The sequence below is a fragment of the Streptomyces sp. 8N616 genome (genome assembly GCF_052246385.1).
Lineage (GTDB): Bacteria > Actinomycetota > Actinomycetes > Streptomycetales > Streptomycetaceae > Streptomyces.
This window is the reverse complement of sequence record NZ_JBQQBY010000033.1, coordinates 44,920-59,637: the sequence shown is the minus strand read 5'-3', so window position 1 is coordinate 59,637 and position 14,718 is coordinate 44,920. Positions and strand designations below refer to the sequence as shown.

General features: G+C 73.7%; 11 protein-coding genes and 1 pseudogene. 8 read left to right on the top strand and 4 right to left on the bottom strand.

Annotated features, from left to right (window positions below; all coding sequences use genetic code 11):
* Positions 1 to 44: 44 nt before the first annotated feature.
* Positions 45 to 1,634, top strand: coding sequence for a Na+/H+ antiporter (locus tag ACTWQC_RS26735; RefSeq protein WP_443318359.1), 1,590 nt, complete (start codon positions 45 to 47; stop codon positions 1,632 to 1,634).
* Positions 1,635 to 1,745: 111 nt separating this feature from the next.
* Here ACTWQC_RS26735 and ACTWQC_RS26730 read toward each other — a convergent pair whose 3' ends face one another.
* Together ACTWQC_RS26730 and ACTWQC_RS26725 are read right to left on the bottom strand one after the other, a co-directional pair.
* Positions 1,746 to 2,621 (bottom strand): 1-aminocyclopropane-1-carboxylate deaminase/D-cysteine desulfhydrase, encoded by an 876-nt coding sequence (locus ACTWQC_RS26730; protein WP_443318389.1) that lies wholly within the window; start codon positions 2,619 to 2,621, stop codon positions 1,746 to 1,748.
* A gap of 236 nt (positions 2,622 to 2,857) precedes the next feature.
* A complete protein-coding gene (locus tag ACTWQC_RS26725) occupies positions 2,858 to 3,100 on the bottom strand; it encodes a hypothetical protein (protein ID WP_443318358.1) in 243 nt (80 codons plus the stop codon).
* Positions 3,101 to 3,421: 321 nt separating this feature from the next.
* Here ACTWQC_RS26725 and ACTWQC_RS26720 point away from each other — a divergent pair, with 321 nt between their 5' ends.
* Positions 3,422 to 4,462, top strand: a complete 1,041-nt coding sequence (locus tag ACTWQC_RS26720) for a family 2 encapsulin nanocompartment cargo protein polyprenyl transferase (protein WP_443318357.1) — start codon at positions 3,422 to 3,424, stop codon at positions 4,460 to 4,462.
* A 202-nt stretch (positions 4,463 to 4,664) separates the two neighbouring features.
* Here the strand turns inward: ACTWQC_RS26720 and ACTWQC_RS26715 are convergent, their stop codons facing one another.
* Entirely contained in the window at positions 4,665 to 5,939 is a 1,275-nt protein-coding gene (locus ACTWQC_RS26715) for a putative glycolipid-binding domain-containing protein (protein ID WP_443318356.1), read from the bottom strand.
* Positions 5,940 to 6,219: 280 nt separating this feature from the next.
* On the opposite strand from ACTWQC_RS26715, the gene ACTWQC_RS26710 reads away from it, so the two are divergent.
* The 3 genes from ACTWQC_RS26710 to ACTWQC_RS26700 all read left to right on the top strand — a co-directional run bounded on the left by ACTWQC_RS26710 (position 6,220) and on the right by ACTWQC_RS26700 (position 11,408).
* The gene (locus ACTWQC_RS26710; protein ID WP_443318355.1) at positions 6,220 to 6,633 is read left to right on the top strand and encodes a YciI family protein; all 414 of its coding nucleotides are present in this window, start codon (positions 6,220 to 6,222) and stop codon (positions 6,631 to 6,633) included.
* A 41-nt stretch (positions 6,634 to 6,674) separates the two neighbouring features.
* A complete protein-coding gene (locus ACTWQC_RS26705) occupies positions 6,675 to 7,925 on the top strand; it encodes an RNA polymerase sigma factor (protein WP_443318354.1) in 1,251 nt (416 codons plus the stop codon).
* A gap of 69 nt (positions 7,926 to 7,994) precedes the next feature.
* On the top strand, positions 7,995 to 11,408 hold the full coding sequence (locus ACTWQC_RS26700) for an AfsR/SARP family transcriptional regulator (protein ID WP_443318353.1): 3,414 nt from the start codon (positions 7,995 to 7,997) through the stop codon (positions 11,406 to 11,408).
* Between the two features lie 24 nt (positions 11,409 to 11,432).
* Here ACTWQC_RS26700 and ACTWQC_RS26695 read toward each other — a convergent pair whose 3' ends face one another.
* A complete protein-coding gene (locus ACTWQC_RS26695) occupies positions 11,433 to 12,389 on the bottom strand; it encodes a siderophore-interacting protein (protein WP_443318352.1) in 957 nt (318 codons plus the stop codon).
* 247 nt (positions 12,390 to 12,636) lie between these two features.
* Between ACTWQC_RS26695 and ACTWQC_RS26690 the strand changes: the two genes are divergently transcribed.
* The 3 genes and pseudogenes from ACTWQC_RS26690 to ACTWQC_RS26680 all read left to right on the top strand — a co-directional run.
* Positions 12,637 to 13,266, top strand: coding sequence for a hypothetical protein (locus ACTWQC_RS26690; protein WP_443318351.1), 630 nt, complete (start codon positions 12,637 to 12,639; stop codon positions 13,264 to 13,266).
* A 68-nt stretch (positions 13,267 to 13,334) separates the two neighbouring features.
* A complete protein-coding gene (locus tag ACTWQC_RS26685; RefSeq protein ID WP_443318350.1) occupies positions 13,335 to 13,658 on the top strand; it encodes a DUF6233 domain-containing protein in 324 nt (107 codons plus the stop codon).
* Between the two features lie 398 nt (positions 13,659 to 14,056).
* Positions 14,057 to 14,536 (top strand): annotated as a pseudogene (locus tag ACTWQC_RS26680) (nitroreductase family deazaflavin-dependent oxidoreductase); the annotation flags it as partial.
* Positions 14,537 to 14,718 lie beyond the last annotated feature (182 nt).

The following is a 14,718-nucleotide window of genomic DNA, read 5'->3' as shown; positions in this document are numbered from 1 at the left end:
GCGGACGGTGGCGGGCAGTGACGGACCGGGACGGAACGGCATAGATGGACGCGACTCCTCTGCTGCTGATGGTCGCGGTCAGCGCTGCTGTCGCGGGCGCGGCCCGCCGTACGCCGGTGCCCGCCCCGCTGCTGGTGGTGGCTGCCGGTCTCGCCGCGAGCTTCGTACCGGGCGTGCCGGAGTACACCCTCGATCCGGACGTCGTGCTGCCTCTGGTGCTGCCCCCGCTGCTGCACCTGGCGGCGCTGGACAGCTCGTATCTCGGGCTGCGGGCCCATGCGCGCCCCGTGCTGCTGCTCTCGGTCGGCTACGTGCTGTTCGCGATGGGCGTCGTCGGCTGGGTCGCGTACGCGGTGGTGCCGGACCTCCCGCTGACCGCCGCGCTGGTGCTGGGCGCGGTCGTCGCCCCGCCGGACGCGGTGGCCGCCACTGCCGTCGCACGCCGGATCGGGCTGCCCGCCAAGATCACGACGATTCTGAAGGGCGAGTCGCTGTTCAACGACGCGACCGCGATCACCGCCTACAAGGTCGCGCTGGCCGCGGCGGTGGGGGAGGGGGCGACCTGGGCGGGCGGGCTCGGAGAGTTCGCGGTCGCGGCCGTGGGCGGGGTGGGCGTCGGCCTGGTGCTGATGGGGCCGCTGAACTGGCTGCGGACCCGGCTGCGGGAGCCGTTGCTGCTGAACACGCTGTCGCTGCTCGTCCCGTTCGTGGCGTACTCGGCCGCGGAGGCGGTGCACGCCTCCGGCGTGCTCGCGGTCGTGGTCGTCGGCCTCTACCTCGGGCACCGCTCCTGGCAGGTCGACTTCGAGACAAGACTCCAGGAGGCGGCGGTGTGGCGGATGGTCGCCTTCATCCTGGAGTCGGCGGTCTTCGCGCTCATCGGGCTGCAGCTGCGGGTCGTGCTGCAGGGTCTGGGGGAGTACGAGGCGGGGGAGGCGGCGACGTACGCGACCGTGGTGTTCGCGGCGGTCGTGGCCGGGCGCTTCGTCTGGGTCTACACGACGACATATCTCCCCGGGCTGCGCAGCCCGGGGAGCCCTCCGCCGTGGCGGTACCCCTTCGTGGTGTCCTGGGCCGGGATGCGCGGGGTGGTCTCGCTCGCGATCGCCTTCGCCGTCCCGATGACCGTGCACGGCGGGGATCCCTTCCCGGCGCGGAACCTCTTGCTGTTCCTGACCTTCACCACCGTGATCGGGACGCTGGTGGTGCAGGGGCTCACGCTGCCGCCGCTGATCCGGCTGCTGGGCCTGCCGGGGCGCGACCTGTACCGGGAGACGCTGGCGGAGGCCCAGGCGCAGAGCGAGGCGTCGCGCGCCGCGGAGCAGCGGCTCGAGGAACTGCTCGCCGACCCGGGGAACGCGCTGCCGCAGCCCTTGGCCGACCGGCTGCGGGCCGTACTGGAGCGGCGCAGGAACGCGGTCTGGGAGCGGCTGGGCACGGTCAGCGAGGTGACGGGGGAGTCGGCGGACGCGACGTACCGGCGGATGGCGCGGGAGGTGATCGCCACCGAGCGGGACGTGTTCGTGAGGCTGCGGGACGAGCGGCGGATCGACGACGAGATGCTGCGCGTGCTGCTGCGCAGGCTGGATCTGGAGGAGGCGGCGGCGTTCTACCGGGAGGACGCGACCGACTGAGGTGTCCGGTTTCACGGCGACGGCCGGGGCGCGGACAGGGGCCGGCCACGGTGGGGGCTGGTCGCGGCGGGGCCTTGTCAGGGCGGCGGTCGGGTCAGGGTGGGGTGCCGGTTACGACGGGGTGCCGGTTACGACGGCGGCGACCGTTGTGCCGGGCGGGAAGGCGCCTTCCTCGGCGAGGGTGGTGAGCCCGAGGAGCAGTTTGGCGACGTAGAGGCGCTCCACGGGCAGGCCGTGCCGGTCCTCGAAGTCCTCGGCGAACGCGTGCAGTTCGGGTGTCGTCCTGGCGTATCCGCCGCAGTGGAAGCGGTCGTCGAGCCGCCAGTGGCCGGTCCGCATGCCGAACGCCGCACGCTGGAGGCGCTCGGTCTCCTTGTCGAGAAAACCGCCTTTGACGACCGGGAAGCCGACGGCCGTCTGCTCCGGGGCGAGTCCGGCGGCGAGCCCCGCCAGGGTGCCGCCGGTGCCGCAGGCCACGGCCACGGTGTCGGCGGCGCCGCGCAGCTCGCGCCCGAGCTCGGCGCAGCCGCGGGCCGCCAGGGCGTTGCTGCCGCCCTCGGGTATCAGGAAGAAGTCGCCGAACCGCTCACGCAGCGCGGCCGGCACCTCGGGCTCCGCCTTCCGGCGGTACGTATCGCGGTCGAGGAAGGTGAGCCGCATGCCGTCCGCGGCGCAGCGCGCCAGAGAGGGGTTGAGGGGGCGGTCGGCCAGCTCCCCGCCCCGTACGACGCCGATCGTCGAGAAGCCGAGCAGCCGCCCGGCGGCGGCGGTGGCCCGCAGGTGGTTGGAGTAGGCGCCGCCGAAGGTGAGGAGGGTGGTGTGGCCCTGCTCGGCTGCGGCGCGCAGGTTGGGCGCGAGTTTGCGCCACTTGTTGCCCGGCAGCTCCGGGTGGATGAGGTCGTCCCGCTTGAGGAGGAGTCCGACGCCCCGCCGGGCGAACCGCTCGTCCTCGACCGGCTGCAGCGGCGACGGCAGCCGCGGTTCCAGCCGGTCGAGGACGAGGTCGAGGACGGGGCCGGGGGCGGGATCGAAGTCGCGGCCCTGGAGGGGAGCGGGAGCGCGGGCGGGGATGCTCACCTCCCCATTGTCACGTGTGTACGTGAGCCGGCTGGTCGGCGGGGCACGCGCGGTGCTGCGCGCGGTCGGCTGGGACCGGCCGCGGTCCGCCGCGATCGACCGCGGTCCTTCGCGACCGCGGTCAGCGGCGGGTCAGGGGCGCATGATCAGCTGCGCTCGCCCCGCATGAAGGAGTCGCCGTGCGACGAGGCGTGGCTCTCCACCGCCGCCATGGCCTTCTGCGTGGCCTCGGGAGAGCCGGTGCCGTGCTGCTGCGCGTAGTAGGCCGCGCCCAGCTTCTTCAGCAGGTCGCCTCCGGCCCGCTGCGCCTGCACCTCGTCGAGCTTGTGCCTGCCCTGCTCGAGCCCGCGCTGCGCCTGCTCCTTGGCGCGGTCCAGGAACCCTGCCATTGCTGCCTCCTGCTCATCGGTGCGGCCGGGACGGAGGTGGTTCCGGTCCCTCAGTCCGCACAACGGCTCCGATCCGGGACGGGTTCCCTCGCTTCCGCCCGGAATGCATGAATTCACGGTCAAAAGGTCGTTCTCAGCCTAACCGAGACCGGATATCGCGCCTCTCCTCGTACGCCGTGCAGGGGGAGGGCCGGGATCGCGGGTCTCCCCGACCCGGCGTGACCTATTCCCACTCCTTTGAGTAATGGCCCGCCGAAGAGCCCGCTGCCACGATGAATGGGCAGGTGGGAGACCTGCGTTGGCGAGGGAGGGGTGGGGACCATGGACACGTATGCACGGTGCCGGGAGCCGCGGGACGCCGCGGATCTTCTCGCGCGGTCGCGCGGTGCCGTGGACCCGGTGCTGCGCGCCGCGGTCGATTCGCTGCCCGGCTCGATGCGGCGGGTGGCCGCGTACCACTTCGGCTGGCAGGACGCCGACGGTTCACCGACCGCGGGGGCCGCGGGCAAGGCCATCCGCCCGGCGCTGGTGCTGGCCGCGACGCGGGCGCTGGGCGGGCGGTCGGAGCAGGCCGTGCGGGCCGCGGCCGCCGTGGAGCTGGTGCACAACTTCACGCTGCTCCACGACGACGTCATCGACCGCGACTCCACGCGCCGCCACCGGCCCACCGCCTGGGCGGTGTTCGGGGTCGCGGACGCGATCCTCGCGGGGGACGCGCTGCACTCGCTGGCCCTGCGGACCCTGGCCGAGGACCCGCATCCCGCGGGCACCGAGGCCGCGGGCCGGCTCGCGGCGTGCGTCGTGGAGCTGTGCGACGGGCAGCACGCCGACTGCGCGTTCGAGCACCGGGCGGACGTCGGGCTCGAAGAGAGCCTGGCCATGGCGGAGGCCAAGACCGGGGCCCTGCTCGGCTGCGCCTGTGCGCTCGGCACGCTCTACGCGGGGGCGGGCGGAGCCGCCGCCGACGCGATGGAGGACTTCGGCCGGCAGGCCGGGCTCGCCTTCCAGCTCATCGACGATCTGATCGGGATCTGGGGTGACCCGGCGACCACCGGCAAGCCGGCCGGCGCCGACCTGTCGGCCCGTAAGAAGTCGCTCCCGGTCGTCGCCGCGCTGACCTCCGGCAGGCCGGGCGCGGCCGAGCTCGCGGGAATATACGCGGCGGCCGGCCCGCTGGACGGTGCCGAGCTGCGGCAGGCGGCTGAGGAGGTCGAGCGCGCGGGCGGGCGGGACTGGGCGCAGGGGGAGGCGTGCGTGCGGATGGCGGGCGCGGTGGATCACTTGGCCCGGGCGGTGCCGGACCTCGCCCAGGCCGGGGAACTGCTGGCGCTCGCGGAGTTCGTCACGCGCCGCACGCGCTGAGTGGCGCCGCCGCGGGCGGGGCCCGTTGCCCACCCGCACCCGCATCCGGCGACGGCGCGCCAGCCCTACCCGGGGGTTTCCGTTTCGTGCGTGGGTGCGGGCCGGTGGTCGGGTTGTGCCCACCCTCCCCCATAGCCTGACCGGCATGGGGGCACACCCATCGCCCCGCGGAACGCATGCCCACAACCGGCCGGGGCTGTGCTCAGGGGGCCACGGCGGGCCCCGGCTGTCTGGTCTGGGTGATCCGCCACAGCCGCCGTGGCAGGGTGCCCTCCTCGAAAGCGTGCACCTCGCGCAGCTCCCAGCCCTCCGCGAGGGCGTCGACCAGCTCGCGGTCGAAGAAGTGGACGGCGAAACCGCCGTGTTCGTAGATGCCGTCGCCGTGCGACGTGCCCACCCCGTAGTGCGCGTCGCCGGTGTGCCGGACCGTGTAGACGAAGACTCCGCCCGGGCGCAGCACGCGCATCACTTCGTCGACAAGGGCACGAATCTCCTCGGTGGACAGGGCCATGCACAGCAGCATGTGGGCGTAGACCCCGTCCACGCTCTCGTCCGGCAGCGGCAGCGGGTCCCGTGCGTCATGCTCGATCGTGTGCACGCGCTCGGCCGCGCCCTCCGCCTCCGCGTGCTCGCGCAGCCGCGCGAGCGCGGTGGCGCTGAAGTCCGTGGCGGTGACCTCGAATCCGGCGCGCGCCAGGTACACCGCGTCGCGGCCGTGTCCGGCGCCCAGCTCAAGGACCGTACGGGCGCCCGCCTTGCGGAACATCACCGCGGCGTGGACCGCCGGCTCGGAGGGCTGCGGCCCGTACAGGTCCGGGCGCTCCTCGTACGTCTCCTGCCAGTGCCGCCGCTGCTCGGCGGCCAGGTCCTGGCCCGGGCTGTGCAGCCGGAAGGCGAGGCCGGGATACGTGACGACCAGCCCGTCGCGGTCGAACTCGAGGTCGCTGCGGAAGTCGCCCGAGGTGAACCGCACCCGCGCGCCGTGTTCCGCCGGGCCGAGGTACGTATAGGTCTGGAGCGAGGGCTGCACGGTCAGGTCCGGGACCGAGACCCAGGCCATCAGGAAGTCCTGCTGCCCGGGCCCGTCCTCGGCGGCAGCCCCCGCCTCGGCCCCTTCGTGCAGCCGGTGCCGCAGCACGGGCATGGTGTTGGTCAGCGGGGAGAGGCCGAGGTCGCAGTCGTCGGCGCCCGCCACCTCCGGCAGCGGCTGCCCGTTGGCGGTCCACTGCCCGTCGTCGCCGCGCCGCAGGTCGAGGCTGCGGGAGTCACCGGACGCGTCCTCGGCCGTGACGAGCAGCCGGCGCGTCACGTAGTCCTCGCCGGTCTCCAGCTCGTACGTCATCCAGTACGGTTCCGGCACGGTGCCGAGGACGCGGCCGCGGGCTCGCAGGACGGTTCCGGAGACCTCGACCCACGCCGTCTCGAAGCCGCGGCTCCCGGTGATCCGCCAGGTCACCCCCTGTGCTTGACCGGTCATCGATGCCCTCCGTCTCCGCAAGCCACAAGATCGATGCTCTCACCGGACCGGCACGGACGGGGTGTGGCTCCGGTGGCGGGAAGTGCCGGTTGGGTACGTTCTGCGCGAGAGATCGCCCGGCTCCGGGAATGTCCCGCGGAAATCTCCCGCCGGAATTTCCTTCGGAATTTCTGCCGACCGGATGTCGAGGACGGGCCCCCGGCTCCGACGTCTCATGCGAGAGGTGCCCGAAGGGGGCGCCGCCACCAGCCGCACCATCCGGCACCTGAGGAGACACGACATGAAGTACCTGCTGATGGTTCTCGGAAAGCAGTCCGACTACGACGCCATGAGCGGCAAGCGGACGGACGGGCCCGCCTGGACGCCGTCCGATCTCAAGGCGATGTTCGAGCACATGGGGGCGATCAACAACGATCTCGCCGAGGCGGGCGAACTGGTCGACGCCCAGGGGCTGGCGGAGCCGTCCCAGGCCAAGCTCGTCACCGCGGACCAGGACGGCCGGCCGGTCGTGACGGACGGGCCGTACGGGGAGAGCAAGGAAGTCCTGGCCGGGTACTGGGTGATCGACGTCGAGAACCCCGACCGGGCCACCGAGATCGCCGCCCGGGCGTACGCCTGCCCCCTGCCGGAAGGCGCCCCGAACTATCCGGTGATCGTGCACCCGATCCAGGGGCCGGGCGGGTGCGAGATGTGACCGGTGACAAGCGACGGGAGACGTGACAAGGGACCAGGGACGTGACCGGTGACAAGGGAGCCGAGGACCTGCTGCGACGCCTGGCGCCGCAGGTCCTCGGCGCGCTCGTACGGCGCTACGGGCACTTCGACGCCGCCGAGGACGCCGTACAGGAGGCGTTGCTCGCGGCCGCCGTGCAGTGGCCGGAGGAGGGCGTGCCCGGCAATCCCCGGGGCTGGCTGATCAAAGTGGCCTCCCGCCGCCTGACCGACCTGCTGCGCGCCGAGCAGGCACGCCGCCGCCGCGAGGAGACGGCCGCGGCGCTGACGCCGCCGGACGAGTTCGTGGCCCCGCCGCCCGGCGAGGCCCGGGCGCCGTCCGAGGAGGACACCCTCACGCTGCTGTTCCTGTGCTGCCATCCCGCGCTCACCCAGGCCTCCCGGATCGCGCTCACCCTGCGCGCGGTCGGCGGTCTGAGCACAGCCGAGATCGCCCACGCCTTCCTCGTCCCCGAGGCGACGATGGCCCAGCGCATCAGCCGGGCGAAGCAGCGCATCAAGGCGACGGGCAGCCACTTCAGGCAGCCGGAGGAGCCGGGGGAGCGGGCGCGGCGGCTCGCCGCCGTACTGCACGTGCTCTACCTGATATTCAACGAGGGCTACACCGCCACATCCGGTACCAGCCTGCAGCGCACCGACCTGGCCGCGGAGGCGATCCGGCTCACCCGCGCCGTGCGCCGCCTGTTGCCGCACGAGGGCGAGGTGGCGGGGCTGCTCGCCCTCATGCTGCTCACCGATGCCCGCCGGCCGGCGCGCACGGCGCCCGACGGCTCCCTCGTCCCGCTCGCCGAGCAGGACCGGTCCCTCTGGAACCGGGAGTCGGTCGCCGAGGGCGTCGCGCTCGTCACCGACGCGCTGTCGTCCCGCGGCGAGTCCGTCGGCCCGTACCAGCTGCAGGCGGCCATCGCCGCGGTCCACGACGAGGCCGCACGTGCCGAGGACACCGACTGGGGGGAGATCCTCGCGCTGTACGAGCTGCTGGAGCGCCTCTCGCCAGGGCCCATGGTCACGCTCAACCACGCCGTCGCGGTCGCGATGGTGCGGGGCCCGCGGGCCGGTCTCGCGATGCTCGAATCCCTCGACACCGACGACCGGTTGGCGGGACACCACCGCCTCGAGGCGGTCCGCGCCCACCTCCTGGAGATGGCCGGTGACACGGAGGCGGCCAGGACCGCGTACGGGAAGGCGGCCCGCCTGACCCTGAGCATCCCGGAGCGCCGCTACCTCCAGAGCCGCGCCGCCCGGCTGGCCTGAGGCCTCGCCGCCCTTTTCGGGGAGGGCGGGCGGGAAGGCCCGCGCCGCAGGCGCGGGGACAATGGGCGGGTGATCCACCGCTACCGCTATCGCGTACTCGGCGCCACGCAAGTGCTCCGCCCCGACGGCACCGAGGTGCCGCTCGCCGGGGCACGGCTGCGGGCCCTGCTGGCCGCGCTGGCCGCGGGCGGCGGCCGGGCGGTGCCGACGGGACGGCTGGCCGCCCAGGTGTGGGGCGAGGACGAGGCATCGCCCGCCGATGAGACGGCCGCGCTCCAGGCGCTCGTCGGGCGGCTGCGACGAGCGCTGGGCAAGGAGACCGTGGTCTCGGCGCCCGGGACCGCGGGCTACCGGCTGGCCGCGGAGCGGGACGAGATCGACCTCTTCCGCTTCGAGCGACTGGCGGCGGAGGGCTCCGCCGCGCTGGACGAGGGCGAGGCCGAGAAGGCGGCCGCGGTGCTGGACGAGGCGCTGGCGCTCTGGCGCGGGCCGGTGCTGGCGGATCTGCCGGGCCGGGACGGTGAGCCGCTGACCGTACGGGCCGATCGGCGGTATGCGGAGGCGTGCAGGTTCCGGCTGGCAGCGGAGGTGGCGGCGGGCCGGGCGGAGGGTGCGCTGGCCGAGCTGGCGGCGCTGACCGCGGGGCATCCCCTGGACGAGCCGCTGCAGGCGCTGCGGATCCGTGCGCTGCGGGCAGCGGGGCGGCAGGCCGAGGCGCTGCAGGCGTACGAGGAGGTGCGGGTTCGGCTGGCCGACCGGCTGGGCGCCGATCCGGGGCCCGAACTGCGCACGCTGTACGCGGAGTTGCTCTCCCCGGCCCCCGTCCCCACCGGAGCAGCCCTTTCCGAGCCCGGGGGCTTCGCAGCCGGACCTCCGTCAGAGCCCGCGTCCCCGGACCGCCCGGGAGGGGACGGGGCGCACCCGCCCGGCAACCTTCGCGCCCGGCTCACCTCCTTCGTGGGGCGGGAGACGGAACTGGCGGAGCTGACCGAGCAGTTGAGGGGGCAGCGGCTGGTCACCCTGACCGGCCCGGGCGGCGCGGGCAAGACCCGGCTGTCGCTGGAGGCGGCGGAGGCCGCGGCCGAGGCGGCTGCCGCCGGGGCGTGGCCGGACGGCGTATGGCTGGCCGAGCTGGCGCCCGTACGGGATCCGGGGACGGTGCCGGAGGCGGTGCTGACGGCGCTCGGGGCGCGTACGACCGGGGTGCGGAGCGCGGCGCAGGAGCTGAGCGCGCCCGAGTCGGCGGCGGCCCGGGCGGCCCGGGCCCGGGATCCCCTCGCGCAGCTGGTGGAGCACTGCGGGCAGCGGCGGATGCTGGTGGTGCTGGACAACTGCGAGCATGTGATCGGCGCCGCGGCCGAGTTGGCGGAGACCGTTCTCACCTCCTGCCCCCGGGTGACCGTACTGGCCACCAGCCGGGAGCCGCTGGGCGTGCCCGGCGAGTCCGTACGGCCCGTGGGCCCGCTGCCGCAGGAGACGGCGCTGCGGCTGCTCGCCGACCGCGGCCGGGCCGCGCGGCCCGGATTCCGCACGGACGAGGACCCGTCGGCGTGTGCCGAGATCTGCCGCAGGCTCGACGGGCTTCCGCTCGCCGTCGAGCTGGCCGCGGCCCGGCTGCGGGCGCTCACGCCACGGCAGATCGCGGACCGGCTGGACGACCGCTTCCGGCTGCTGAGCTGCGGAAGCAGGACCGTACTGCCCAGGCAGCAGACGCTGCGGGCGGTGGTGGACTGGTCCTGGGACCTGCTGGACGAGGGCGAGCGGGCCGTCCTGCGGCGGCTGGCGGTCTTCTCGGGCGGCTGCCGACTGGACGAGGCGGAGGCGGTGTGTGCGGATGCGGGTCTTCCAGGTGATGTCGTCGGGCCGCTCAGCTCCCTTGTCGACAAGTCGCTGGTCGTCGCCGCCCCGGACGGGCGAGGCGGGATGCGCTACCGGCTGCTGGAGACCGTCGCCGAGTACGCGGGCGAGCGGCTGGCCGCGTCCGGTGAGCGGGAGGCCGTCGAGCGGCGCCATCTGACCGCCTACCGGGAGCTGGCCCGGACCGGTGAAGGGGAGCTGCGCGGGCCGCGGCAGGTGGAGTGGCTGGAGCGGTTCGAGGCGGAGCACGACAACGTACGGACCGCGCTGCGCACGGCAGTTGACCTGCGGGAGGAGCAGGACGCGCTCTGTCTTGTGCTGTCCATGAGCTGGTTCTGGCAGCTGCTGGGCCACCATGTGGACGCCGGTATCTGGTCGGCCGCGGTCGCCACGCTGGCACCCGACCCCTTCGACGAGCCGGTACAGGCGGCCGTACCCCTGCGCGACCGGTGCACGGACGCTCCGCCGCCCTGGCCCGAGGAGCAGCTGTGGGAGGCCAGGCGCGGAGTACGGCTGATGATCCGCGCAGGCAGCACCGAGGACGACGCCGCCGACCTGGCGAAGCCCGAGGCCCAGGCGTATCTGGGCCGGATCGTGACCGCGTACCGGCAGGGACAGCCGCAGACCTGCCGGCAGCCGGGCTCCGTGTGGTACTTCGCCCGGCTGATGACGGGCGAGTTCGCCAGTCTCGAGGAGACCTTGGACGCCGTCGTGCGCGACTGCCGGGAGCTGGGGCCTGACCACGGCTGGGAACTGGGCTTCACGCTGCTGATGCGCGCCAAACTGCGCCACCGCCCCGACGCGCTGGACCGCGCCGCGCACGACGCCGACCAGGCGCTGGAGCTGTTCGAGCGCGCCGGGGACCCGTGGGGGATCGCCGAGTCGCTGTCCGCGCGCGGGGAGGCGTACGAGCGGCGCGGGAGGTACGAGGAGGCCGCCGCTGACTTCGAGCGGGCGATGGAGGGTTCCGCGCGGATCGGCGCCCGCCTCCAGGTCCCGGTGTTCAAGGCCCGGCTTGCGGACGTACGGCTGCGCACCGCCGTCGACACCGGGGCCCGGGAGCGCGCCGAGCGGCTGCTGCTCGAGGCGGTGGCGGAGTCGCGCCGGTTCGGCGGGGAGACCATCAGCACGGCCGGGCTGCTGCTCATCCAGCACTACGGGCGCACGGGGCGTACGGGGCGGGCGCGGGAGCAACTGGACGAGACGGAGCGGGCGTTCCCGCCCGGCACACCGGCGTTCTTCGGCGGCGTGGCGGCGGGGCTGCGCGGCTGGCTGGACTGCCTGGACGGGGAGTACGGGCAGGCCGAGGGACACATCCGGGAGGCGGTGCGGCGTTTTGAGAGCCTGGCCTATCTGGTGGCGCCGCGGCTCGTCACCGACCAGTTCCTGGGCGCGGCCTGGGCCAAGGCGCACCTGGGCGGGGCGGAGGACGGGGCGCGGCTGCTGGGCGCGTACGACCGTAACGCCCTGACCGGGGGCTTCGGTCTCCGTCCGTTTCCGGACGAGGCCGAGATCCGGCAGCGGGCGGAGGGTGCGGTGCGGGGGGTGCTGGAGGCGGCGGCGTACGAGCGTGCGTACGCGGAGGGCGGCGGCCTCACGGTGAAGGAAGCCGCCGCCCTGGTCTGAGGGCTCGTGACGAGGTCCCGGTCACTACCGGGCGTGCGACAGGAGTTCCCGTGCGTCGGCGAGATCGTCCGGGGTCGGGGCGTCGTCCTGGGTGAGCTCGAGCCGCCAGTACCCGGTGAAGTCGATGGACCTCTTGTCGATGCCGCGGTCGTTGACCAGGTGCCGCCGCAGCGCGCGTACGGTGCCCGCCTCACCGGCGAGCCAGGCGAACACCGAACCGGACCCGGACGGGAACTCCGCTGCGCGCACGGCTTCGACGAGCGCCCGGCCCTGTGCGTGCCTGTGCGCTTGGCTGTGTGCGTGGCCGGGCGACTGGTTGTGCGTGGGGCCGAGCGACTGGTTGTGCGTGGGGCCGTGCCCGGCCGGGTCCGTGCCGCGGTGCAGCCAGTGGACGGTCAACTCGCCCGCCGTCTCGAACCGCTGCTCCTCGGCCGCGTCGGCGACCTCGATCCAGGCCACCGCGCGAGCGCCCTCGGGCAGCGCCTCGATCAGCGTGCTCATGGCGGGCAGCGCAGCCTCGTCCCCGGCCAGCAGCAGCCAGTCGGTCGTACCGAGAGGGATGGGCCTGGCGAACATCGCCGACGGCCCGAACATCCCTAGCGTGTCCCCGGCCGCGGCGGCCCCCGCCCACCGCGTCGCCGGGCCCCCGCCCGCGTCGTGGTGCAGGACGAAATCGATGTCGATGGTGCGGTGCTGTGGGTGGTGCGCGCGGATCGTATAGCTGCGCATCCAGGGCCGCTCGTCCTCGGGGATCGCGCTGAACGCCTCGTACCACCGCATGACGTCGCCATCCGTCCCCGCCTCGGGAAGGCGGGGCACGGCCTGGCCCGGTTTGGGAAAGTACAACTTCACCTGCTGGTCGGGGCCGTCGAGGCCGAAATCCGCGAGATCGTCCCCGCCGAAAGTGATGCGGGCCATGCGCGGCGTGACCCGCTTGACCTCGGTGACCTGGACGAGCCGTACGGGCAGCGGCTGCTCCATAGAACGAACCTCCTGAAGGATGCGTGTAGGGGTTGGCAGCTGTACTGGTGCGGCCACGCGGCCGACCAGTGGGCACGGCCCTCCGGCGCGGGGCCGGGCCCCTGTCCCAACGACCCTCGCAGCGGGCCCCTATACGCGACCGACAGCCCGCCTACACGCGCGTGCAGGCGGGCCGCATGTCTTACGGTTCGCTTACGCGGGTCGTTCCCGCCCTGCCGGGCCGTATCGCTCCTCTACGCTCGCGGGCATGCCCACCAGCGAGCTGGGCCCCGCCCTCCGCACCATCGCCCTCCGCACCATCGCCCTCCGCGACATCGTCCTCGTCAGCGCTCCGCCCCTGATGCTGGCCGGGGCCGGGCTGGTTCACCCGGACGTGCTCACCCGGTCCACCGCCGGCCACTGGGCCGGTCTGCACATCTGGCTGCTGCCGCTGTTTCCTCTGCTGGCTCTGGGCGTGGTGGTGCCGCTGTGGGGGCGGCCGGGCCGTGACGCGGCCGGTGCTGCCACCGTCGTCGCGTGGGCCGGCGCCTTCGGCTACGCGGTCTTCTACACCGGTCTGGACGCGGTGGCCGGGATCGCCGCAGGAACGGTCCGCGGGCACGCGGGCGCGCACCCCGGCACCGTCGTGCACCCCCTCTTCCGCACCGGCGACGCCCTCGGTCACGCCGGCGCCCACGCCCTCGGCGGCGCCGTACTCGCCGCGTCCGTCGCGCTGTTCCTACGGCATCGGGCACGCGTCCTGCCCGGCGCGGTGCTGCTCCTCATCGCCTGCTGGTCCTTCACCGACAGCCACATCTTCTGGCCCCGCGGCGTGCTCACGATGCTGGCATTCGCCCTCGGTTTCGCCCTGCTGGCAATGGCGCCCCGGCGCGCGTGACCCTTCGCCCGGTCCGTTCAGCCGGTCCGTTCAGCAGGAGGCCCGACCCCGCCCCTAGACTCGAACACGTGCACGAATTGCCGCCCGACCTGCCGCGCCTCCGCGTCCTCGAGACGTACCTCCGGCTCCAGCTCGCCGCCGTCCAGGCCGCCATCGTGAAGGCCGAGAAGCGCGGGGGCCGGACCGACGTGGAGTGGTGGGTCATCTGGGAGCGGACCCGGCCCGGCGTAACGCGACGCGGCACCATCCACCGCCGCGGCTGCTGGAGGGAGGGAGAGCCGACGCTCAACGCCGACCAGGCGACGAAGGCCCTCCGGGACCCGCGGATCGCCCCGTGCGACCTGTGCATGGGCGAGTTATTGCGCCGCGGCATACGCCCGGATCCGGCCTGACGAAGACTTCGGTCCTCCGCCCCGGAGGCGGAGGACCGGGAGGATCTTCCGCGTTGACAGGCGGCTACCGGGTGGTTGTAATGATGGGCGTGTCGCGTGACGCCGACCAAAGAGCAGTGGGCCGGTTGGCAGTTGGGCGGGCACCCTTCGCGAAGGGACGATGCCATGGGTTCGTATTCCACAGGCCGCGCCTGACGTAAGTGCCTCCGCGCGAGGTCCCTTGTTCCGCGCGTAGTCCCTTATTCCCTGCGGTGCCCGGATGCCCGGCACACAGGGCGTGACGTCCGTACGCCCCCCAAGTACGTCATGCTGCAGACGGCTGCCGTGTGCCCGTGTCCCGGCGAACCGTCCGCGGATCCCCGCACCTCCCCACACTTTCTCTGGAGACCCGACACCGCATGCCCACGCCCACATCCTTCAACCAACCGATCATCGAGGAGTTCCGAGCCAACGGAGGAAAGGTCGGTGGTCCCTTCGAGGGCGGCGACCTCCTTCTGCTGACCACCACCGGCGCGAAGTCGGGGCAGGAGCACACCGTTCCCCTCGGCTACGTCCGCGACGGCGGCCTGCTGCTGGTCGTCGCGTCCGCCGGCGGCGCGCCCCGTCATCCCGCCTGGTACCACAACCTGCTCGCCCATCCCCTCGTGCGTGTGGAGCTCGGGACCGAGGTTTTCGAGGCGGTCGCGGTCCCCGCCGAGGGCGCGCGGCGCGACCGGCTGTTCGCGCGCGTGGTGCGCGCGGAGCCCGGATACGCCGACTACCAGACCCGTACCACCCGGACCCTGCCCGTGGTGGCGCTGGAGCGCTCCGAGCCCGAGACGGGAGAGGGCCGCCGTGAGGTCCGCGAGGCCGCCAACCTCGCCGACAAGCTCCTGGAACAGTTGGAGGCTGACGTTGCGCGCCTCGCTCGCTCGTACGTCAGCCATCCGCTCCTTGAGCTGTACGCCTCGGCGACTACGACTCCGCAGCCACCCACGCGCGCACGTCCCGTGCGCGTGAGCGGGTGGGTGATGTGGGCTGCGGCAATGGGCTCGCTCAGCGCCGGTGTTCGGCCATGACC